Origin of the sequence: Spirulina major PCC 6313, assembly GCF_001890765.1 — a bacterium.
Taxonomy (GTDB): domain Bacteria; phylum Cyanobacteriota; class Cyanobacteriia; order Cyanobacteriales; family Spirulinaceae; genus Spirulina; species Spirulina major.
Genome location: NZ_KV878783.1, coordinates 1,798,916 through 1,818,863 on the forward strand (window position 1 = coordinate 1,798,916; position 19,948 = coordinate 1,818,863).

A 19,948-nucleotide genomic window follows, 5' to 3' on the forward strand; every position below is an offset into this window, starting at 1 on the left:
GCCTAATCCCCATCGTGAACGGTCTGAATTTCCGTCATCCCCATCACCCCTGCTCCATCGCATCCTTAGCCAAGCGTTGCTTCAGTGTAGCTAATGAACCGAGCAAATCCGCTTGGGACTGCTGGGTCTGCTCCTGAGTTTTCAGCCATTTTAGGCCAACCATTCCCGCTTCGGCCTCGCTTTCGCCCAGAACCAGACAAAGGGATGCGCCACTGCGATCCGCCCGCTTGAATTGTTTTTTAAACGCTGCCCCGCTGAGGTCAAATTCCACCCGCAGCCCCGCCTGACGTAATGCCTGGGCTAATTTCATCCCTTGGGCCGTGGCGCGATCGCCCTGAGACACCAAATACACCTGCGCCCATGCCGTTGGCGCATCCTCACCCCTCAACTGCTCCAGCAGCAAGATCAACCGCTCCACCCCCATCGCCCAACCCACCGCCGGAGTCGCACTACCGCCCAACTCCGACACTAGCCCGTCATAGCGACCGCCGCCGCACACCGTCGCCTGAGCACCGAGATCCGTAGACTGAATCTCAAAGGCCGTATGGGTGTAGTAGTCCAACCCCCGCACCAGACGCGGATTAATCCGATACTCAATCCCCAAGGTGGTTAGCATTGCCTGCACCTGCTCGAAATGGTGGCGAGAGGCATCGCTGAGATAGTCCAAAAGCTGGGGCGCATTTTGAACGATCGCTTGCGTGTTCGGGTCTTTGCTGTCGAGGATGCGCAGGGGGTTACGGGTGAGGCGGTCTTGGGAATCGGCATCAAGATCCGCCTTGTGGGGGGTGAGGAACTCGATCAAGGCGGCGCGGTAGGCGGTGCGATCGCTCTGATTCCCCACGGAATTAATCTCCAATTGCAGCGACTTCAACCCCAACTGCTGCAAAATATCCGTCGCCACGGCGATCACTTCCACATCCGCCGCCGGGGACTCACTGCCGATCAACTCCGCCCCAATTTGATGAAACTGCCGCTGCCGTCCCGCTTGGGGTCGCTCGTAGCGAAACACCGGCCCCCCATACCAGAGCCGCTGTACATTACGTTTCGCCCCTAGTTTATGCTCAATGAAGGCCCGCACCACCCCCGCCGTAAATTCCGGCCGGAGGGTAATACTGCGATCGCCCCGATCCGTGAACGTATACATTTCTTTCCCCACCACATCGGTGGCTTCACCAATGCCCCGCGCAAACAATTCCGTCTGCTCAAAAATCGGTGGCCGCACTTCACTATAAAGCGCATTCCCAAACACCGAGCGGGCGATCGCTTCCACCTGTTGCCAGTACCCCACTTCCTCCGGCAAAATATCCCGTGTGCCCCGCAGCGCCTTAATTGTACCCATCCCGCTTTTCTTGCTTCCCTCAGCGATTAATCAGTGATTCGAGAAAATCTTAACAAATTCTGAAACCCCCTCCCGCCGAAAATGCCCTGATTCTCGTTCGGAACGCCATCATCAGCCGCGATCCGCGTCAACCCTGCCCCCCCGCACGGAGCAATAGTCACGGAGCGATCGCCCTCCATCAAAATCCCCCCCGCGATCTTGAAGGTGAAGGGTGGATGCGATCGCCGGCCTAGGCCGGCAAATCACCCGATCCAATGTTCGAGTATTGCTCAAAAAAGTATGGAGGTTAGCGGATTCGAACCGCTGACATCCTGCTTGCAAAGCAGGCGCTCTACCAACTGAGCTAAACCCCCGTGTTTGGGTGCGTTTTTTTGTGACGCATTAGCCATTATACAGGCTCTAGAAGAATTGTCTAGGGTTTTGCTAGAATTTGTGCCAACCCTCCGCTATGTTGACCCCAACCCATGACCCAGATCATCGCCACCTTTTATAAATTTGTTGCGTTGCCCGATTGTGTAGACCGGATGGCTCAACTGCGGGATCTGAGCCAGGGCTGGGCGGTGCAGGGGACATTATTACTCGCATCTGAGGGGATTAATGGCGCGATCGCTGGGTCTGCCGCAGCGGTGGAGAGGGCGATCGCCGACTTACGCACCCTGCCCCCCTTTGCCGACCTCACCCCCAAACTTGCCACCACCCCCACCCCCCCCTTCCAACGCCTCAAAATCAAACAGAAAGCCGAAATCGTCACCTTCGGCATCCCCGACGCTGACCCGCATCGCGCCGTCGGAACCTACGTCGCCCCCGCAGACTGGAACGCTTTAATCACCCGTCCCGATGTTGTCCTCGTGGACACCCGCAACGATTACGAGGTACAAATCGGCACATTCCAGGGCGCTCATGATCCACGCACGGCATCTTTCCGCGAATTTCCCCACTACGTCCAAGACCACCTCAACCCCCACACCCATCCGAAAGTTGCCCTCTTTTGTACTGGCGGCATTCGCTGCGAAAAAGCCACCTCCTATCTGCTTCAGCAGGGTTTTCCGGAGGTCTATCATCTCCAGGGCGGCATTCTTAACTATTTAGACCAGATTCCCCCAGAGCAAAGCCTGTGGCAAGGGGAATGTTTTGTCTTTGATGAACGGGTCACGGTACAGCCGGATCTGACCCCCGGCAACTATACCCTCTGCCATCACTGTGGCTATCCTCTGCGTCAGGGTACAACCATCTGCCCGGACTGTCAGGCTGAACAGTCCCCGTCATGAGGCGATCGCACCCAGCCGCAAACCCAGAACGCCCCGGTACTGCGTTGGGTTGAATCCTACAGGAATTGAGACCCTTGGAACGGCAGTTGAATGAAAAAGGTCGTGCCTTGGCCCACCTCGGTTTCAAAGCGAATTTGGCCTTGGTGAGCATCAATAATAGATTTTGCGATCGCTGTCCCTAACCCCGTGCCTCGCTTCTTCCCATAGGTCACAAACGCCTCAAAAAAAGTTTCCCGAATTTCCAGCGGAATACCCGGGCCATTATCTTGAATAGCGATCGTGACCCCCACTTTTCCGGTCGTCACGGTCACGCCGATCTCGCCCCCCTCGCCATCCAACGCCTCCACCGCATTCACCACCAAATTTTGCAACGCCCGCATTAACTTATTCTCATCCGCTTCCAGGGTGAGGGACTCAGGGCAACTCAAGACAAACGTCACATTGGCCTGAGCAAAATAAATACGATTCAGTTTTTCAAAGCGATGGAGCGCCGCCGTTAAATTAATGTCCTGTTTACGAAGATGGGCACTTCCCCGCGAAAATTCCAGCAATTCTTCCGCCATGGCCGCCATCCGAATTGACTGCTGTTGAATCAACTCACACCATTCAATCGTGTCTTCATCATCTTCGTACATTTCCCGTAACATACTACTGGATAAGTTGATGCTACTGAGGGGACTTTTGAAGTCATGGATGATGGTATTGACCATTTCACCCAACAACACCATTTTGTCTTTATAGGTCACCTGCTTGACAAACTCTTCAGTGGTGGTGCGCAGCCGTTGAATAATAAAATTAAAGAGATGAAGAACGGTTTCACCCTTTGTATTATTGAGAATATCAATGAGAACATTACGGGGAAACCTTGCTAGGGTTGCACCTTCGCACACCATGGCTTGGGCACTACGAGGCTTACCATCTAAAATTCCGAACTCACCAAAGAAATCATCAGAATTGGCTTGGGCAACAATTTGGTAATGATCATTGATCGTATGTTTTCGGAAGAGCACAGTGCCGTCTAAAACTAGGTAAAGATAATCTGAAACTTCACCTTCTTCAAAAATAACAACATGGTCTGAAAACGTTTCAATAATCGCCCGTGCTGACAGTTCCTCAGCTTGTTCAGGTTCAAAGAATTTAATGAACTGGTGGCTTTTGAGATCCATGGCCTATTTCGGCAACTGAAAGTAATGCAAAGTGGTTTAATCATACCCTACTCAAACTTTTTTGAGTTTCCCCCTCCATAGTTCTTAGGAAAAATATTGGGAGTGAATCCAGAGCATGACGATTTATATCGGGTTAGATTTTGGGACATCGGGAGCGCGTTTGGTGGCCATCACCGCCCTTGGTGATGTGATCGCGACAGCACAAGTTCCCTGGACAGATGGGGGTGAAACTGCGTCATGGCAACGGGGGTTAACGTCGTTACTGGACGCGATCCCGATCGCAGTCCGGCAACAGACCGCTGTCCTGGCCATTAATGGCACATCTTCTACTGTAATCCTATGCGATCGCACAGGTCAGCCCCTTGTGCCTGCTTTGCTTTACAACGACGATCGCGGCAAAACCGTAAAAAAATCCCTGGCCGCCCTGGCTCCGCCGGATCACCTGGTTCAGAGTGCCACCTCTAGTTTGGCGAAGGTGCTCTGGTGGCAGGTTAACAGCGATTGCACCCTGTGGCCACAGGCGCGGTATCTGCTCCATCAAGCGGACTGGCTCGCGGCGCAACTCCACGGGCGGTGGGGCATCACCGACTATCACAACGCCTTGAAATTGGGCTACGACGTGGAGCAGCTACGGTATCCAGATTGGTTGCAGGCGTGGGAGGGGTTTCGGCTTTGCCCCCAGGTGGTGGAGCCGGGAACGCCCGTCGGGACTGTGACGGCAGCGGTGGCGGCGCGGTTTGGTTTCCCCCCAGATTGTCAGGTCTGTGCAGGGACGACGGATAGTATTGCGGCGTTTTTGGCCAGTGGGGTGATGCAACCGGGGGAGGCGGTGACCTCGTTGGGGTCAACGCTGGTGTTGAAATTGTTGAGCGATCGCCCGGTGCATGATCTGGCGGCGGGGGTCTATAGCCATCGCTTGGGGCAACGGTGGTTAACGGGGGGCGCGTCGAATACGGGCGGGGCGGTGTTGGCGGCGTTTTTCGATCCGGCGGAACTCGCGGCATTGAGTGAGCAGATCGACGGGACGCAGCCGAGTCCGTTGCAGTATTATCCCCTGCTGAAACCGGGCGATCGCTTCCCGATCAACGACCCCACCTTAGCCCCCTGTCTTGAACCGCGACCCGCTGATTCGGGGGCCTTTCTCCACGGCCTCCTTGACAGCATGGCCCGGATCGAAGCCGAGGGCTATGCTCGCCTCGCCGCCCTGGGCGCAACGCCGTTAACCCAAGTTTGGACGGCGGGCGGCGGCGCACAAAATGGGGCTTGGATGGCCTTGCGGCAACGACGGTTAGGGGTTCCGGTGGTGCGATCGCCCCAACAGGAGGCGGCCTACGGGACGGCACGGCTCGCCCAATGGCAAGGTTTACGCCAGTTTTAAACAGTCAATGCAAATCCAAGCAAGAGGAAGCGAAGCCCAAAGGGTACACTGGGTGAGGGGCTATTCTAACGGGTACTGAGGCCGCATCCTCAAGGCATAGGCAGCCAAGGCGATCGCAAGGGGCAATCGTGGCGGTGAGGGGAACGCGCTAAACCGGGGTTGACAGGTTTAAGTCACCATTTTTTTTGAGTTTTTTCATCATCAGTAGTATCGACCTTTTTTGAGCAACCATGGATTTATTGGAGTATCAGGCGAAGACATTGTTTCGGGATGTGGGCATTCCGGTGTTGCCGTCTCAGCGTATTTACCAACCGCGTGATATTAAAAAACTACAGGTTCCCTATCCGGTGGTGCTCAAGTCTCAGGTGCGTGTCGGGGGACGGGCCAAGGCAGGGGGGATTCGGTTTGTGGAAAATACAATTGATGCGATCGCCGCCACCCAAACCATTCTTACGATTGCGATCGCGGGGGAATATCCCGAACTCGTCCTCGCCGAAGCCCGCTACGCCACCCAACAGGAACTCTATTTAGCGATCGTCCTGGACTACCATTTTCAGCATCCGGTGCTGCTGGGGTCGGGGCGGGGTGGGGTCGAAGTGGATACGGCCCTCGATGATATTCAAATCGTGGTGATTGAGGGGGAATTTTCCCCGTTTCATGCCCGGCGGTTAGCGATTCAAATGGGCTTAACCGGAGAGAGTATTCAAGCGGTGGGCCATATCGTCGAAAAAATGTATGAGCTTTTCGCCAGTAAAGACCTCGACAGTATTGAAATTAACCCCTTGGGGATCAATGCAGCGGGAGAAGTGATGGCCCTTGATGGCAAAATTACCCTCAGCGATACGGCGATCGCCCGACATCCCCAACTCCAGACCCTCCTCGACCATCCCGACGATCAAGACCCCCAGCCCACGCCCCTCGTCAAAGCACCAGCGGGCTGGTCAAATCCCAAAAAAGGGGAAGTGGGGTTAATCAGTCCTAATCCAGGAGTCGCGGCGATGGTCTGGGATGGCTTGGCAAAAAGTAAGACGCGCCCCGGCCAAAGTTGGCCCCTTGACCCCTATGGCGATCTGGCCGCCCAGACAACCCGTGCGCTACAGGCGGCGATTGACTGGCCCGATCTCAAAAGTGTGGTGGTGTATCTACCGGGGGAATTGGCTCCGGTGATGGGGGCGGCGATCGCCACCCTTCTCGCGCCACCCTCCACCCCCAGCACCGATGACCGCCTTGAACGCCCCACCGCCCTCGCTGTCAGCCGCCAACGGCGGGCCCAACCCGTCGCCCCCGCCCCCACCGAACGCCTCAAACCCCTCCCGAAACTCGTACTCTACTGCCCCGGCGGCTTAACCGACGTGGATCTTGCCGCTTTGGACACCTTACCCATCCACAGCGTCACCACCATTGACCAACTCCTCGCCGCCTTGACCGCCTAAGTCTCCCTGATGTCCTCGCCCTCACTGATCCCGATTTGCTATGATGTTCCCCCTCATTCAAACCAACCATATTTTGCTCCAGGGCATTCACGAACCCCTCGCCCAACGGATGATCGCGCCGATGCGTCGCTACGGGACGGAGATCGTGGCGGGGGTCAGTGTGGGGCAAGGGGGCAGCCAGGTGGACGATATCCCAGTATTTGACTTGGTGGAGCAAGCGATCGCTGCTGTGGGCGACATTGATACCAGCGTGGTTTGTGTGCCGCCGGATCAGGTGGCGGATGCGGCCCTCGAAGCGATCGCCGCCGGGATTCGTCAGCTGATCCTCGTGCCGCCCCAAGTGCCGCCCTTGGATACCCTATCCCTGATTAACCGCGCCAAGGCCACGGGAACGGTGATCCTGGGGGCGGGCAGTGCCGGGTTAATTGTGCCGGATCGGTTTTTGGTGGGAACCCTTGACCCCCAATGCTACAGCGTCGGCTCAGTGGGAATCATTGACCGCACCGATCGCATTGGCGATGCGATCGCTTGGGAACTAAGCCAAGCCGGAATTGGGCAATCCGTCGCCGTTCACCTCGGCACCGGGTCAATTTTGGGAACTACCTTCGCCGATTGGATTCCCCTCTTTGCCAGCAACGACGACACAAAAGCGATCGTCCTTCTCGAACAACACCTCTGGGGTAACGAAGCCGCCGCCACGGTCATCCCCTCCAACATCGATAAGCCCATTTTTGCCTATGTGGCCGGGCAAACTCTCCCGGTGAACGCGCCGCCTGGCGATTCCGCCACCTCGATCGCCTCCCAAAAAGTTCACGCCCTCCCCCACACCAACACCGCCGCCGAAAAAATCGCCGCCTACAAAGCCGCTAAAATCCGCGTCGCCCAATCCCCCCAACAACTAACGGAATGGCTGGCGAAAGCCCTGAAGTAGACCGTACACATTCCATGGGGTCACGATCATGAAAACAACGTCTGTGCAACCGATTTCCTGGGTCTTGGGGGCGATCTATGGGCTGCTGTTGGTGATGATTTCCTGGCTGGCCTATACCGATAATCTGCCGGACTATTTGGGGCGAATCCCTCACTACGACCTGATCGGGCATTTCTTTTTGTATTTTGTGGCGACCTATGTGGGGCATCGGATGCTGCGGGGACGGCGGCTCAGTCTGTGGGGGTGGCGCATTCCTCTCTTTCCCTTGATTTTTGGGATTATTACCGTCGTGGATGAATTTACCCAGGCGTTGTCCCCCGTGCGCACCTTTAGCGGTTTGGATTTGCTGATGAGTTTGATCGGGCTGGCGGTGGGGTACGGGTTGGCAGAACAGGCCCGCGATCGCCCGGCAACCCATCCCGATTCAACACGTTAACAAAACCTTACGGAGCGATCGCACCCCCTCCCCACCTGGCGCATACTAAGCAATAGTGCTGATATTCTGAACACGAAACTAACCCATGACTGCCACCTCCCCCGCTCCCCGTCTGGCGACCCACGCGGTTAACGCCCTCCTCAACATCAAACCCCTGGCCGCCCTCGCCAAAAACCGCGCCCGCGCCATGATGATCAACCGGGCTGAACGGATCGGCGTGCCGTGGCGCGATCGCGTCGCTGAACTGCGTCAACTGGATTGGGAACCCCACCGCGCCCAAGTGGAAAACCCCGACCTTGACTATCCCGAATACTATTACCGCGCCTTCCACGCCTACGACCAAGGCAACCTCAGTTGGGATGCCGCCCTCGAAGTGGAATGCGCTGCCCATACTGTCCACGCGCCCCTCTATCCCAACGCGGGCAAAGACGGCGACAAACGCGGCGATCAACACCTGCGATCGAGCTATCACGAGGTGTTACAAGGGCAGATCCCCACGCCCCCCCGTGACATTCTCGACCTCGGCTGTAGTGTGGGCATGAGCACCTTCGCCCTTCAGGATGTGTATCCCGACGCTCAGATCACCGGCCTTGAACTCTCCCCCTATTTCCTCGCCGTCGCCCAGTACCACAGCGAACAGCGCGATCGCGCCATCACTTGGCGACATGGAGCCGCAGAACAAACCGGCCTGCCTGATGCCTCCTTTGATCTCGTCTCCGCCTGTTTAATTTTCCACGAATTACCCCTCACCGCCGCCCGCGATATTTTCAAAGAAGCGCGGCGACTCCTGCGGCCTGGTGGTCATTTCGCCATGATGGATATGAATCCGCGATCGCAAATCTACCAAAAAATGCCCCCCTACATCCTCACCCTCCTCAAAAGCACTGAACCCTACCTCGATCAATACTTCGCCCTCGATGTAGACCAAGAACTCCCCGCCGCCGGATTCGCTCCCCCCACCATCACCCCCAACACAATCCGCCATCGTGCGATCGTCACCCAAGCGATCTAACCCCCATTCTCTAGGTCAAAGCCACAACCGAGCGCACCCTTCGACTCCGCTCAGGGTGCGCTCGTTGAATGTTCTAGCCTAGTCTCTCCTTGCCATACCAGATTCGGGCAACAAAGACAGAATCTAGAGAGGTGAGCGGAGTCGAACCGCGATCGCTCAGGCTTCAACTGCACTCAGCCTCTACAATCCGGATTTGGTATCAGTCTCCATCTCCTAGATTCTGTCGCCGAACGGTTGGGGTTTGGGATTAGACCGTCCGATCTTTCAATTTTTTGCCAATTCCGAGAGCTAACCCGGTCACTAAGAGTGTCGTTCCCGGTTCTGGTACATTTTCAGGGTTTTTGCCCCCTTGACGGTAGGCTTCATCGGCTTTGATGTCCACAAATGCCCGCGTAAATGATGCTGCACTTTGTCCCCCACTACGCAACAAATTCAAGTCCCACATGGCTCCCGTCACCGTCTGATCCCCCGTTGCCCAGGCTAAATCGACATAATCTTGGCCCGTTGTACCAGACTGATTGATCAGAGCATTTGTCGCATTGTAGGCAGTCGTTTGATAGCCCCCTGCACCATCAGCAACAAACGCATTCCCGTGGCCATCTGCACCGATCACTCGTTGGCCTTGTGCATCCTGTGCTGAATAATTCACCACTACATTTAAGAGTGCGTCATGCTGTTGCAGTCGATTGAGGGTGTTGTAAAACGACAGGACAGAATTGCCAATATCGCGATCTTCATCAGTCACCAGCACAATATTGACAGCAGCATCGTTCCGAAATTGATAGCGGTCAAAGGCAAAATCAATGCCTGCGTACCCATCTTCTGAACTACCACGAGAAACTAATTTTTGAGTGGCTTGGGCAAAGGCAGCAGCATCACCAAATTGTTGACCACCGAGCAAGAACGATCGCCCCAATTCTCCCGAACCGGTTTTACCAAATCCGACTAAACCGAAGCGGTTGGCTGCGCTGCCTGTGCCCACTCCTTTCGCCTGTAGACTCACATCTAGGTCACCAATCATCTGACCTAACCAGGTATGTTCACCGGCCATGGAGCCAGATTCATCCACAATGAATAAAAAATCGGCAAATTCTGCTGCGATCGCACTCGGCATCAAAACACTTGTGAGGGCAACACTTAAACCGGTAATGGCAATGGAGTGAAGACCTTTACCCATAGAACTCAAGAAAACAGACATGAGCTTTAACTCCTAAAAAATGAATCAGCTTCAATCTAAAAAAACGTTAGCTAGAAGAGTTTGAGATAGATTGAACCGATAATTATGCTCAAGGTATTCTCTACGCATATTCAGTTTTTTTATGCAGAGTTTAGATGACGTTGTTGTCCCAGAGGAGTTTGTCGAGGAGGAAATTGTCGAGGTCTTCAAAGGTGGAGGCGTAGGTGATTGTGGGGGTTTCGTAGCCTTTGAGGGAGACGGTGTATTGGCTGAAGCGTTGTTGGGCGCGACCGAGATCGGCGAGGTAGTTGTAGGTGGATTCGCCGAGGGCAATGTCGCGGTGGATTTGTTTGGTGCAGGATTCGAGGCGAAAGGCGGCGTTGACGGTGTCGCCGATCGCGGTGTAGTCGGGGCGATCGCCCGTTCCCGTATTACCAACCATGGCGTAGCCGGTGTTAATCCCCACGCCAATGCGCAGGGGAAAGGGTAAGGTGTAGTGGTTGCCGAGGTCGGCGGTCATTTTGTTGAGGTCGCTGACGGCTTGGAAAATCGAGAGGACATCATCTTTGGCGATCGCCTGCTCGCCGTGGAACCAGATCGACATCACCGCATCGCCGATATATTTATCCACCCAACTCCCCGATTCACGGATAATCTGACCCGCTTGCCGGAACCAATCCCCGATTAATTTCGAGAGGATCTTTTCATCCAGTTTGCGTGTCAACACCGTAAAATTCCGAATATCCACCACCAGCACCGACATCAAGCGCCGCACATGGAGCACCGAGGTTTGGGTGTCTTTGGCGCTAAGCTGATCCGTGTTCTCTTGGTTGGTATTGCCAAAGAAAAACCGTAGTTCGCTTTGACCAAAGGTGACATGATCGCCACTCTTGAGCACCACGGGCACATTGACCCGCCGCCCATTAATAAATGTGCCGTTGCGACTGCCCAGATCAATCAGATAAAAAATGCCGGTTTCGGTATATTGCAACATGGCGTGATTCCGGGAAATCCACCGATCCGGAATCACAAAGTTATTCTCCGCTCCCCGCCCAATCGTCCAATGGTTACGACCCACCAACGGCAAGTAGCGTTTGCCGGTAGCTGTGCGTAGTAATAGATATGGAAGGATTCCCGAATTCATACGGGCAATGGGAGAGAAGAAAAAATGGGTGGTGTCTTGGCCTTTAATTGTACGGTTGAATGTTTAAAATGCCATCTTTAGGGTTCTTGTGGGGTGGTGCAGTGGAGGCCGCCCCCGCCAGCGGCGATCGCATCAATCATTGATCCAAACCGAGGACGTATCGCCGTTCCCAAAAGCCGTTAGGCTAGAACATAGAGCAATCATAGAGATACTAACGAACGTGACATACAATATCGGACTATTAGGGCTGGGCACCGTGGGGACAGGCACAGCAGAGATTTTGCTCAACCCCGACGGTCGGAGTCCTCTGCTCAGGGATATTCGGATTCATCGGGTCGGCGTGCGTGCCCTCAACAAACCCCGGACGGTAGACTTTGAACCCGGTGTTTTAACCACTAACCTGGATGCGATCGTCGCTGACCCCGAAATTGACATCATTGTGGAATTAATCGGCGGCGTTGAACGGGCGCGGGAATTGATCCTCGCGGCGATCGCCCACGGCAAACATATCGTCACCGCCAACAAAGCCGTCATTGCCCGCCACGGCGATGAAATCTTCTCCGCTGCCCAAACCGCAGGCGTGTATGTTCTCCTCGAAGCCGCCGTCGGCGGCGGGATTCCCATTATTCAACCCCTCAAGCAATCCCTGGGCGGCAACCGAATCGAGCGCGTCACTGGCATCATCAACGGCACAACGAACTACATCCTCACCCAAATGCAAGATGAGGGAGCCGCCTTTGATGATGTTCTCGCCGAAGCCCAAGCCCTGGGCTATGCCGAAGCTGACCCCACCGCAGATGTGGATGGCTTTGATGCGGCTGATAAAATTTCGATCCTCGCCTCCCTTGCGTTTGGGGGACGGGTTCGCTACGAAGACATCGACCGCCAAGGGATTCGCAACATCAGTCCAGCGGATATTACCTATGCCCAACAACTGGGCTTCACAATTAAATTGCTGGCGATCGCCCAATGGAGCACCGCCCAAAACTCCCTACACCTCCGCGTCGGCCCCACCCTCGTCACCAATCACCACCCCCTCGCCAGCGTCAACGGGGTATTTAACGCTATCTTGATCGATGCCGATCCCCTCGGTCAGGTGATGTTCTATGGCCCCGGAGCCGGCAAAGGAGCCACCGCCAGCGCCGTCACCGCTGACCTGCTCAATATCACCGCCCTGCTCCAAAGCGAAAAACTCGAAGACGGCCTCCATCCCCTCCTCACCTGCACCCACACCGACTATTGCCCGATCACCCCCACTGAAGCGGTGGAAACCCGATTCTATGCGCGGTTCCTCTGTGGCGATCGCCCTGGGGTAATCGGCCATCTCGGCACTTGCTTCGGTGACCATAATGTGAGCTTAGAATCCATCGTCCAAATCGGCTACCACCAGGATCAAGCCGAAGTTGTGGTGGTGACTCACGACGTGCGCGAAGGGGATTTTCATGCGGCCCTTGATGCGATTCACGGCTTTGAAGAAATCGACGATATTCACATTGCTAGTGTGTTTCGGGTGTTGTAATGCCATTGCCGAGCGATCGCGATCTCACCGACCAATGGCGCGACAAAATCCGCCGCGCCAACCGCAACAACATTTTCTGCCATTGCCGCACCTGTGGCGAAGAATGGGTCGCCTCTGATGGTGATGGGCCCTGCATCTGTGGCAGTCGGGATCTAGAAGCGATCGCTTGTTGGCAATTTCCCGACGGTTAAGGCGTTGGAATAGGAGTGAGATGGTTCCCTACACCCCGCTGCTCTTGAGATCTACCGGGTACGTTACAATTTCCACCAGAGAGTAGTGCGAGCTTCTAGCTCGCTGCCCTCTTTGGTAGTGCGAGCTTCTAGCTCGCTGCCCGCATCGGGGAAATCAATCGCACAGCTTAGGTCAACATTTGCGCGTCATGTATAAGCAGTAGCCCACGGAAGAGGGCTTTTTTTGTGGCTATGGCAGGCGGGTGCGGAGTTTCATCACATTTTCGCGGCTGAGATTGAGCTTGATTTCGAGGTGTTGCTGGGGGTCGCGGAAGAGGAGGATAGAGCGATCGCCCACTTGCGTACAAGCCATTTCCGGATCATCGAGGTTGATGGTTTCGTAGCGGATGCCAGGAATACAGAGTTTCATCACCACCGTCGGTTGATTCTGGGGATAGAGATAGAGGGACTGGCGGGCCATGTCAAGATCAAGCTGCTTCACGGTGATATTATGCTCGTGCTCATCCTCTTCCTGTTGCCAATACACCGTGATCCCCGCAATCCGAGGATGGTGCAGGGTAAAGGTGTGGTCAAAGCGTTTAGGAGTCCAGTCTAATTCTTGGGTGCTGCCATGGGGCAGGATGAGTCGCTGGGCCAATTCAACGGTTTGGCCATTGAGACGGGTTAACCATTGACTGATCAAGGCAAAGTTATCGGCGTTATGGGCTGCATTGCTGTGGTGTTGCCAAATCAGAATCCCGTGCATAGTGTCTGAGAGAATAAACCTAAAAGTGTCTATAGTTTAATGGGTTTTGATCAATGGCAATCAGGGGGATGTGATGGGAAAGAAAGCGATCTTATGTGGCTATTACGGCAAAGGCAACGGCGGTGATGAGGCGTTGTTAGCGACGTTGTTGCAGATGTTGCCGGAAAATGTGCAGCCGATTGTGCTGTCGGGAAACCCGATGGAAACCTATAAACGCTACGGGGTGGAAAGTTGCGATCGCAACTCTGCCCTTGCCCTTTGGGACGCTTGCCGCAAAGCGGACTATTTCATTTGGGGCGGCGGCAGTTTGATGCAGGATGCCACCAGTTGGGCCAGTCCGATCTATTACGGCGGGGTGATGGGATTGGCGCAACAACAGGGCTTAACCTGTCTCGCTTGGGGCCAGGGGATTGGGCCGTTAAAACGCCCCTTTACCCGTTGGCTCACGAAACAGGTTTTACAAGGCTGTGCAGCGGTATCAGTGCGCGATCGCGCTTCGGCCAACCTCGTCCAGCAGTGGGACATCACCCCCGTCCTCGCCCCTGACCCCGTTTGGGCCCTCACCGCCGAACCCTGGACGGGCAAACCCTGGCCCCGCCCCACCGTCGCCGTCACCCTGCGTCCTCATCCCACCCTGACGCGCGATCGCCTCCACACCCTAATCACCGCCCTCGCCCAATTCCAAACCCAAACCGACGTGCATCTGCTCCTGGTTCCCTTTCAAGCCAGCCAAGACGGCCCCCTCGCGGAAGCGATCGCCGCCCAACTCCCCCAACCCGTGGAGATTATCCACGAACCCAACCCCTACCGCCTCAAAGGTCTGTTTCAACAGGTGGATCTCGCCATTGGGATGCGTCTGCACAGTCTGATCATGGCCGCCTCCGAGGGCTGTCGCTGTGTGGCGTTGAGCTATGACCCGAAGGTGACGCAGTTGATGGCGAGTGTGGGGCTGGCCGGTTGGGAATTAACCGATTTGCCCACCGATGCCGATGCGATCGCTGCTCAATGGCAAGCCTCCTTAGCTCAGGAACCGATGGGCCAAGATGCGATCGCGCTGCTCAAAACCGAAGCACAATGGCACCGCGATCTATTGAACATGGTGATCAATCCCCAGACTTAATCGTGTGTATCCCCTAGTGAGCCAGAGGCTCACACTCCCTCAAAATCTGATTTTTCCCCCCTAGTGAGCCAGAGGCTCACACTCCCTCAAAATCTGATTTTTCCCTCCCTAGTGAGCCAGAGGCTCACACTCCCTTCATCTTCGGTAGTGCGAGCTTCTAGCTCGCTACACTTTAGGGAGGAGCGATCGCATCGCTCAAAACCGAAGCCCAATGGCATCGCGATCTATTGAACATGGTGATCAATCCCCAGACTTAATCGTGTGTATCCCCTAGTGAGCCAGAGGCTCACACTCCCTCAAAATCTGATTTTTCCCTCCCTAGTGAGCCAGAGGCTCACACTCCCTTCATCTTCGGTAGTGCGAGCTTCTAGCTCGCTACACTTTAGGGAGGAGCGATCGCGCTGCTCAAAACCGAAGCCCAATGGCATCGCGATCTATTGAACATGGTGATCAATCCCTAGTCTTAATCGTGTGTATCCCCTAGTGAGCCAGAGGCTCACACTCCCTCAAAATCTGATTTTTCCCTCCCTAGTGAGCCAGAGGCTCACACTCCCTTCATCTTCGGTAGTGCGAGCTTCTAGCTCGCTACACTTTAGGGAGGAGCGATCGCGCTGCTCAAAAACCGAAGCCCAATGGCATCGCGATCTATTGAACATGGTGATCAATCCCTAGTCTTAATCGTGTGTATCCCCTAGTGAGCCAGAGGCTCACACTCCCCTCAAAATCTGATTTTTCCCCCCCTAGTGAGCCAGAGGCTCACACTCCCTTCCTCTTCGGTAGTGCGAGCTTCTAGCTCGCTACACTTTAGGGAGGAGCGATCGCATCGCTCAAAACCGAAGCCCAATGGCATCGCGATCTATTGAACATGGTGATCAATCCCTAGTCTTAATCGTGTGTATCCCCTAGTGAGCCAGAGGCTCACACTCCCTCAAAATCTGATTTTTCCCCCCCTAGTGAGCCAGAGGCTCACACTCCCTTCCTCTTCGGTAGTGCGAGCTTCTAGCTCGCTACACTTTAGGGAGGAGCGATCGCATCGCTCAAAACCGAAGCCCAATGGCACCGCGATCTTCTAGAGATGGTGATTAATCCCCAGTCTTAGCAACGCCCCGAAATATCCCGTCCGATTCACATCAGGCACAATCTGTTAGTTGGGGTGCATCGTCCGGCTGAAATAAGGGAATTAAATCCCGCTCTTACAAAGGGGGAAGTGGCATCCTCATCTTTTCACAATCCGCTATCGGCCCAATGACTGCCGTTGATCTCAATGGGGTCTGCCATAATAGTAGTCCGGGTTGATGAGATGCGATCGCCCGTCCGAGATGCCCTGTATGGAGACGGTTAATGATGATGATTGCGCATAACTTAGGTTTGAAGCTGGTTCCGTTGGCGATCGCCCTAGCGGGAATCGTAGGGACTCCGGCGGCCTTGGCGATGGAACGTGGGGGCGATCGCTATGCTGTGGCGGAGGTGGAGTCAGAGGATCAGTCTCGGACGGATCAATGTGAGCAGATCAAGAACACCATGGCAGCGGCTGAGGAACTGGCATCCGAAATTCCAGAATCGCCCACCTCAGAAGCTGATGCGTCGCCCCCCACTGGAGAATTGATTGAACACTTCAACACCGGTTCGCGCCTTTTCTCGCAAATGTCGGAGTTGTTTGGGCAGACGAGACCGTCAGACACGGATTTGCAGACCACTGTGGCGAAAATAGCCCTGGGTTTGTCTTCCATCTCTTCAGACTTTGCCGAAGTTGCATCATTGATGGCTGTAGTCGATGCCCAGCAACAAGAGTTGCAAGACTCAGGGGATGTCGATCCCGACGATCCGGAATCACTCCAGACCCTGATGGCTCCCTTGGCGAACCTAGGAGAAATAATGACGTTGCTTAGTCGTATCAATCAAAGTAGTGAAGAGCTTGAAATCTTATCAGATGATCTCGGACGCTACTGTGGGTTTGAAGAGTCGGTAGATGAATAAAAATAACCCGTAACTGTCCCCTGAGGGTCGTCGAAGGAGGCATTGTTGTTGGGTTTTGGTTTCGACTTCGCTCAACCCACGAGTTTTTGGGACGGTTACAATAACTCAGGGCATGAATTAATGATCGCCCGTCCGAGATGCCCTGTATAGAGACGGTTAATGGTAATGATTGTGCATAACTTAGGTTTGAAGCTGGTTCCGTTGGCGATCGCCGGGTAGATACAGAAAATATCCGTTGCTCAATGGGCCACCAACTGAGGCGCTCCATTAGGATGAAGCTGCCATGCTGTGGCTTCGTGAATCTCAGCAAGGGTGGGCAGCTTGTGCCATGGGTTGGAGAGCTGTTGTGATGCTGGGGGCGATCGCAACCCTCAAAACCGAAGCCCAATGACACCGCGATCTGCTGAACCTGGTGATCAATCCCCAGCCCTAGAGTAAAATCAACTCTATTCCCTCGTGTTGTCTTGCGTGTATGAGCTATAGTCTGCGCATTCTTGATCTACCTATTAGTGAACGCCCCCGCGAACGCCTGATCGAACAAGGGGCGAAAAATCTGGCCAATGCTGAACTATTGGCGATTCTCCTGGCCACGGGCCAAGGCCCTGGCAAGCTGTCCGCTGTGGGGTTGGGGCAATTGATATTGCAAACCTTGGGGGAGGGCGATCGCGATCCCCTTGATGTGTTGCGCCAAACTGACCCCCAAGAATTGATGAACATCGACGGCATCGGCCCAGCGAAAGCGGCCACAATCCTCGCAGCGATCGAACTGGGAAAACGTGCCTTTCTGCTCCGTCCCGCGCCCCGCGCCCTGATCGACACCCCCCAAGCCGCCGTCGATGCCTTCAGCCATGATCTGATGTGGCAAGCCCAAGAACGCTTCGCGGTGCTGTTGTTGGATGTGAAAAACTGCCTGATCGGGACGCAGGTGATTTCCATCGGCACGGCCACGGAAACCCTCGCCCACCCCCGCGATATTTTCCGCGAAGTCATCCGCAAAAATGCTACCCGCGTCATCGTCGCCCACAACCACCCCTCCGGCAGCACCGACCCCTCCCCCGAAGACATCCAACTCACGGCCCAACTCCTCCAAGCCGCCCAACTTCTCGCGATCCCCCTCCTCGATCACCTCATTCTCGGCAATGGCAACTACAGCAGCCTCCGCAAACTGACGGAACTTTGGGAACAATACCCCCAAGGCGATTGAGCGATCGCAAAACTCGGTAGGATAGGGAGCGCACTGAAAGATCAGAGAGATTATGGTTGCTGTGTTACCGCCTTGGGTTGTGCTTGATCCGCTGTTGGCGCAGTGGTTACGGGAGGATATTGGCCGGGGCGATCGCACCACCTCGGCCCTGTTTCCCCCCACCGCGCCCCCCATGGCGGCCCATTGGATCGCCAAAGCCGACGGCGTAGTCGCAGGCCTCGATTTGGCCGCACGGGTGTTTCAAATGCTCGACCCCCAAAGTCACAGCCAAAAACACTGCAACGATGGCGATCCCTGCCCAGCGGGAACCGTGGTAAGCGAATTTACCGCCACGCCAGCGGCCTTGTTGATGGGGGAACGGGTGGCGCTCAATCTGGTGATGCGGTTGAGCGGGATTGCGACGGCAACGGCGGCCTATGTGGCGCAACTGGCCGACTTGCCGACGCGCTTTGTGGATACGCGCAAAACTACACCCGGCCTGCGGATTCTGGAGAAATACGCCAGTCAGGTGGGGGGCGCGACCAATCATCGGATGGGGCTAGACGATGCGGTGATGTTGAAGGATAACCATATTGCAGCGGCGGGGGGGATTGGTAACGCGATCGCCCAAGTCCGCGCCGCCATGCCCTACCCGTTAAACATCGAAGTGGAAACGACGAACCCGGCGGAAATTGAGGAAGCGATCGCCCATCACGCCGACATCATCATGCTCGACAATATGCCCCCCGCCCAAATGCGCGACGCTGTAACTCGGATTCGCGCCGCCAACCCCCGCATCCAAATCGAGGCTTCCGGTAACATCACCCTTGCCACCATCCGCACCGTGGCGGAAACTGGCGTGGACTTCATCTCCAGCAGTGCCCCGGTGACGCGATCGCCCTGGTTAGATATCAGTATGCGCTGGGGTCGTCCCACCTAGCGCATCCTGAACAGGATTAGGATTCACGACAATCACCCCTTGGGCCTAACGCGGCGGGAACGGCGGATCACCGAGACGCTCACGCACCATGGCACGCAGTTCAGATTTTTGCTCATCGGTGAAGATCGATTGGGCACGCGCCAGATAGGGAATCACTTGTTCACCGACCTGGCGAATCGTGCTGGGGGATAAATCCATGCCCCCCAGAGCATCAAACGGTGATCCACCCCCTTGTACCGCTGCCACCATACTGTGCAGTTGTGCCGGCGAAAACAAATCACTCTCCGTCAACACGTCTAAGCCCAGCATCTGAAACTGACTTTTTTGGCTGTCTGTCAAATCCAACCGCTCCTCCACCTCAGTCATCATTGTCATGATCTTGTCAAGGGAAAAGTCTTCAGAGGGGGCATTTTCCCCAGACGGAGGCGCAGGCAACGGCGGCAACGCCTGCGCCACAAAGGGATGAATCATTACAGTCGTCAACAGTGTTGCTGTCGTCAAGCAAGCAAAAAATGAGCGTTTCATAGGTAGTCAAAAATCATAAAAGTGGATAGCGTTTGACGGTAGATTGCCTGATGAGAATGTTTAGAAACGTTTGGTTCGTGACCCAATCTCAGCAATACTTCAGAACAGTTAGGGATCACGCATCCTGTTGCTGTGCCTTAAGCTGAGTTAAACGTTCCATACGGCTCTTGGTTAGAACCATAGTGATTCCGCCTGAATACAACCGTTTTGTTGTGCGATTCTCAGGCAAAAAACACATTGCAAATTGGGTCAAAATTCAGGTTTTCGGTCTAAGTTCTATTATCCCTATTTGTTTTTTAATTACTTTGGCCTCAGGCGCAAAAAACTTAGCTTCAGGCGCGACTTTTTGGGTGTGAGGATTGATCTGAAGGAAAGCTGCGATCGCGTTTAACAGGATCACACGGGTTGAGACGGGGTACTGAATCGTATCATCGGGGAACGAGTGGTGTTAAATCTGGTGATGC

The 19,948-nt window shown here is 55.0% G+C and carries 19 protein-coding genes and 1 tRNA gene; 12 read left to right on the forward strand and 8 right to left on the reverse strand.

The window, feature by feature from the left end:
- Positions 1-43: 43 nt before the first annotated feature.
- Positions 44-1,339 carry a histidine--tRNA ligase gene (gene hisS, locus SPI6313_RS07725; RefSeq protein ID WP_072620473.1) on the reverse strand — a complete coding sequence of 432 codons (1,296 nt, stop codon included), beginning with the start codon at positions 1,337-1,339 and terminating at the stop codon, positions 44-46.
- Between the two features lie 280 nt (positions 1,340-1,619).
- Positions 1,620-1,692 (reverse strand) — tRNA-Ala (locus SPI6313_RS07730).
- A 111-nt stretch (positions 1,693-1,803) separates the two neighbouring features.
- Here SPI6313_RS07730 and trhO point away from each other — a divergent pair.
- Entirely contained in the window at positions 1,804-2,607 is an 804-nt protein-coding gene (gene trhO / locus SPI6313_RS07735; RefSeq protein ID WP_072620474.1) for an oxygen-dependent tRNA uridine(34) hydroxylase TrhO, read from the forward strand.
- A gap of 56 nt (positions 2,608-2,663) precedes the next feature.
- Here the strand turns inward: trhO and SPI6313_RS07740 are convergent, their stop codons facing one another.
- The gene (locus tag SPI6313_RS07740; RefSeq protein WP_072620475.1) at positions 2,664-3,773 is read right to left on the reverse strand and encodes an ATP-binding protein; all 1,110 of its coding nucleotides are present in this window, start codon (positions 3,771-3,773) and stop codon (positions 2,664-2,666) included.
- A 115-nt stretch (positions 3,774-3,888) separates the two neighbouring features.
- On the opposite strand from SPI6313_RS07740, the gene SPI6313_RS07745 reads away from it, so the two are divergent.
- From SPI6313_RS07745 to SPI6313_RS07765, 5 genes are all read left to right on the forward strand, one after another.
- Positions 3,889-5,151: an FGGY-family carbohydrate kinase gene (locus tag SPI6313_RS07745; protein WP_072620476.1), complete on the forward strand. Its 1,263-nt coding sequence runs from the start codon at positions 3,889-3,891 to the stop codon at positions 5,149-5,151.
- A gap of 230 nt (positions 5,152-5,381) precedes the next feature.
- The gene (locus tag SPI6313_RS07750; RefSeq protein ID WP_072620477.1) at positions 5,382-6,584 is read left to right on the forward strand and encodes an ATP-grasp domain-containing protein; all 1,203 of its coding nucleotides are present in this window, start codon (positions 5,382-5,384) and stop codon (positions 6,582-6,584) included.
- 40 nt (positions 6,585-6,624) lie between these two features.
- Positions 6,625-7,515: a succinate--CoA ligase subunit alpha gene (locus SPI6313_RS07755; RefSeq protein WP_072620478.1), complete on the forward strand. Its 891-nt coding sequence runs from the start codon at positions 6,625-6,627 to the stop codon at positions 7,513-7,515.
- 28 nt (positions 7,516-7,543) lie between these two features.
- Positions 7,544-7,951: a VanZ family protein gene (locus SPI6313_RS07760; RefSeq protein ID WP_072620479.1), complete on the forward strand. Its 408-nt coding sequence runs from the start codon at positions 7,544-7,546 to the stop codon at positions 7,949-7,951.
- Between the two features lie 85 nt (positions 7,952-8,036).
- Complete coding sequence (locus SPI6313_RS07765; protein ID WP_072620480.1) at positions 8,037-8,963, forward strand: class I SAM-dependent methyltransferase; 927 nt, start codon at positions 8,037-8,039, stop codon at positions 8,961-8,963.
- A gap of 247 nt (positions 8,964-9,210) precedes the next feature.
- On the opposite strand, the gene SPI6313_RS07770 is transcribed toward SPI6313_RS07765, so the two are convergent.
- The 3 genes from SPI6313_RS07770 to SPI6313_RS23960 form a co-directional block, all read right to left on the reverse strand.
- Positions 9,211-10,161: a vWA domain-containing protein gene (locus SPI6313_RS07770; protein WP_217650535.1), complete on the reverse strand. Its 951-nt coding sequence runs from the start codon at positions 10,159-10,161 to the stop codon at positions 9,211-9,213.
- Positions 10,162-10,291: 130 nt separating this feature from the next.
- On the reverse strand, positions 10,292-11,284 hold the full coding sequence (locus SPI6313_RS07775) for an adenylate/guanylate cyclase domain-containing protein (protein ID WP_072620482.1): 993 nt from the start codon (positions 11,282-11,284) through the stop codon (positions 10,292-10,294).
- A gap of 77 nt (positions 11,285-11,361) precedes the next feature.
- Positions 11,362-11,457, reverse strand: a complete 96-nt coding sequence (locus SPI6313_RS23960) for an agmatine deiminase family protein (protein ID WP_139276580.1) — start codon at positions 11,455-11,457, stop codon at positions 11,362-11,364.
- 47 nt (positions 11,458-11,504) lie between these two features.
- Here SPI6313_RS23960 and SPI6313_RS07780 point away from each other — a divergent pair, with 47 nt between their 5' ends.
- Both SPI6313_RS07780 and SPI6313_RS07785 read left to right on the forward strand, forming a co-directional pair.
- Positions 11,505-12,803: a homoserine dehydrogenase gene (locus SPI6313_RS07780; RefSeq protein ID WP_072620483.1), complete on the forward strand. Its 1,299-nt coding sequence runs from the start codon at positions 11,505-11,507 to the stop codon at positions 12,801-12,803.
- Complete coding sequence (locus tag SPI6313_RS07785) at positions 12,803-12,994, forward strand: hypothetical protein (protein WP_072620484.1); 192 nt, start codon at positions 12,803-12,805, stop codon at positions 12,992-12,994. The genes SPI6313_RS07780 and SPI6313_RS07785 overlap by 1 nt, the downstream gene beginning before the upstream one ends.
- A 229-nt stretch (positions 12,995-13,223) precedes the next feature.
- Here SPI6313_RS07785 and SPI6313_RS07790 read toward each other — a convergent pair whose 3' ends face one another.
- A complete protein-coding gene (locus SPI6313_RS07790) occupies positions 13,224-13,739 on the reverse strand; it encodes a hypothetical protein (protein WP_072620485.1) in 516 nt (171 codons plus the stop codon).
- 73 nt (positions 13,740-13,812) lie between these two features.
- Here SPI6313_RS07790 and csaB point away from each other — a divergent pair, with 73 nt between their 5' ends.
- The 4 genes from csaB to nadC all read left to right on the forward strand — a co-directional run bounded on the left by csaB (position 13,813) and on the right by nadC (position 18,959).
- Positions 13,813-14,859: a polysaccharide pyruvyl transferase CsaB gene (csaB, locus tag SPI6313_RS07795; RefSeq protein WP_072623048.1), complete on the forward strand. Its 1,047-nt coding sequence runs from the start codon at positions 13,813-13,815 to the stop codon at positions 14,857-14,859.
- 1,341 nt (positions 14,860-16,200) lie between these two features.
- Positions 16,201-16,836 carry a hypothetical protein gene (locus SPI6313_RS07800; RefSeq protein WP_072620486.1) on the forward strand — a complete coding sequence of 212 codons (636 nt, stop codon included), beginning with the start codon at positions 16,201-16,203 and terminating at the stop codon, positions 16,834-16,836.
- Positions 16,837-17,308: 472 nt separating this feature from the next.
- Complete coding sequence (gene radC, locus SPI6313_RS07805) at positions 17,309-18,040, forward strand: RadC family protein (protein WP_072620487.1); 732 nt, start codon at positions 17,309-17,311, stop codon at positions 18,038-18,040.
- Between the two features lie 52 nt (positions 18,041-18,092).
- Entirely contained in the window at positions 18,093-18,959 is an 867-nt protein-coding gene (gene nadC, locus SPI6313_RS07810) for a carboxylating nicotinate-nucleotide diphosphorylase (protein WP_072620488.1), read from the forward strand.
- A gap of 45 nt (positions 18,960-19,004) precedes the next feature.
- Here nadC and SPI6313_RS07815 read toward each other — a convergent pair whose 3' ends face one another.
- Positions 19,005-19,484: a hypothetical protein gene (locus tag SPI6313_RS07815; protein WP_139276581.1), complete on the reverse strand. Its 480-nt coding sequence runs from the start codon at positions 19,482-19,484 to the stop codon at positions 19,005-19,007.
- Positions 19,485-19,948 lie beyond the last annotated feature (464 nt).

Excerpts from the sequence above, each read along its gene's own strand:
- trhO (WP_072620474.1), top strand. The coding sequence starts at position 1,804 with ATGACCCAGATCATCGCCACCTTTTATAAATTTGTTGCGTTGCCCGAT.
- radC (WP_072620487.1), top strand. The coding sequence starts at position 17,309 with ATGAGCTATAGTCTGCGCATTCTTGATCTACCTATTAGTGAACGCCCC.
- nadC (WP_072620488.1), top strand. The coding sequence starts at position 18,093 with ATGGTTGCTGTGTTACCGCCTTGGGTTGTGCTTGATCCGCTGTTGGCG.
- csaB (WP_072623048.1), top strand. The coding sequence starts at position 13,813 with ATGGGAAAGAAAGCGATCTTATGTGGCTATTACGGCAAAGGCAACGGC.
- SPI6313_RS07755 (WP_072620478.1), top strand. The coding sequence starts at position 6,625 with ATGATGTTCCCCCTCATTCAAACCAACCATATTTTGCTCCAGGGCATT.
- SPI6313_RS07760 (WP_072620479.1), top strand. The coding sequence starts at position 7,544 with ATGAAAACAACGTCTGTGCAACCGATTTCCTGGGTCTTGGGGGCGATC.
- SPI6313_RS07750 (WP_072620477.1), top strand. The coding sequence starts at position 5,382 with ATGGATTTATTGGAGTATCAGGCGAAGACATTGTTTCGGGATGTGGGC.
- SPI6313_RS07815 (WP_139276581.1), bottom strand. The coding sequence starts at position 19,484 with ATGAAACGCTCATTTTTTGCTTGCTTGACGACAGCAACACTGTTGACG.
- SPI6313_RS07745 (WP_072620476.1), top strand. The coding sequence starts at position 3,889 with ATGACGATTTATATCGGGTTAGATTTTGGGACATCGGGAGCGCGTTTG.
- SPI6313_RS07790 (WP_072620485.1), bottom strand. The coding sequence starts at position 13,739 with ATGCACGGGATTCTGATTTGGCAACACCACAGCAATGCAGCCCATAAC.
- SPI6313_RS07785 (WP_072620484.1), top strand. The coding sequence starts at position 12,803 with ATGCCATTGCCGAGCGATCGCGATCTCACCGACCAATGGCGCGACAAA.
- SPI6313_RS07740 (WP_072620475.1), bottom strand. The coding sequence starts at position 3,773 with ATGGATCTCAAAAGCCACCAGTTCATTAAATTCTTTGAACCTGAACAA.
- SPI6313_RS07765 (WP_072620480.1), top strand. The coding sequence starts at position 8,037 with ATGACTGCCACCTCCCCCGCTCCCCGTCTGGCGACCCACGCGGTTAAC.
- hisS (WP_072620473.1), bottom strand. The coding sequence starts at position 1,339 with ATGGGTACAATTAAGGCGCTGCGGGGCACACGGGATATTTTGCCGGAG.
- SPI6313_RS07800 (WP_072620486.1), top strand. The coding sequence starts at position 16,201 with ATGATGATGATTGCGCATAACTTAGGTTTGAAGCTGGTTCCGTTGGCG.
- SPI6313_RS07775 (WP_072620482.1), bottom strand. The coding sequence starts at position 11,284 with ATGAATTCGGGAATCCTTCCATATCTATTACTACGCACAGCTACCGGC.
- SPI6313_RS07770 (WP_217650535.1), bottom strand. The coding sequence starts at position 10,161 with ATGTCTGTTTTCTTGAGTTCTATGGGTAAAGGTCTTCACTCCATTGCC.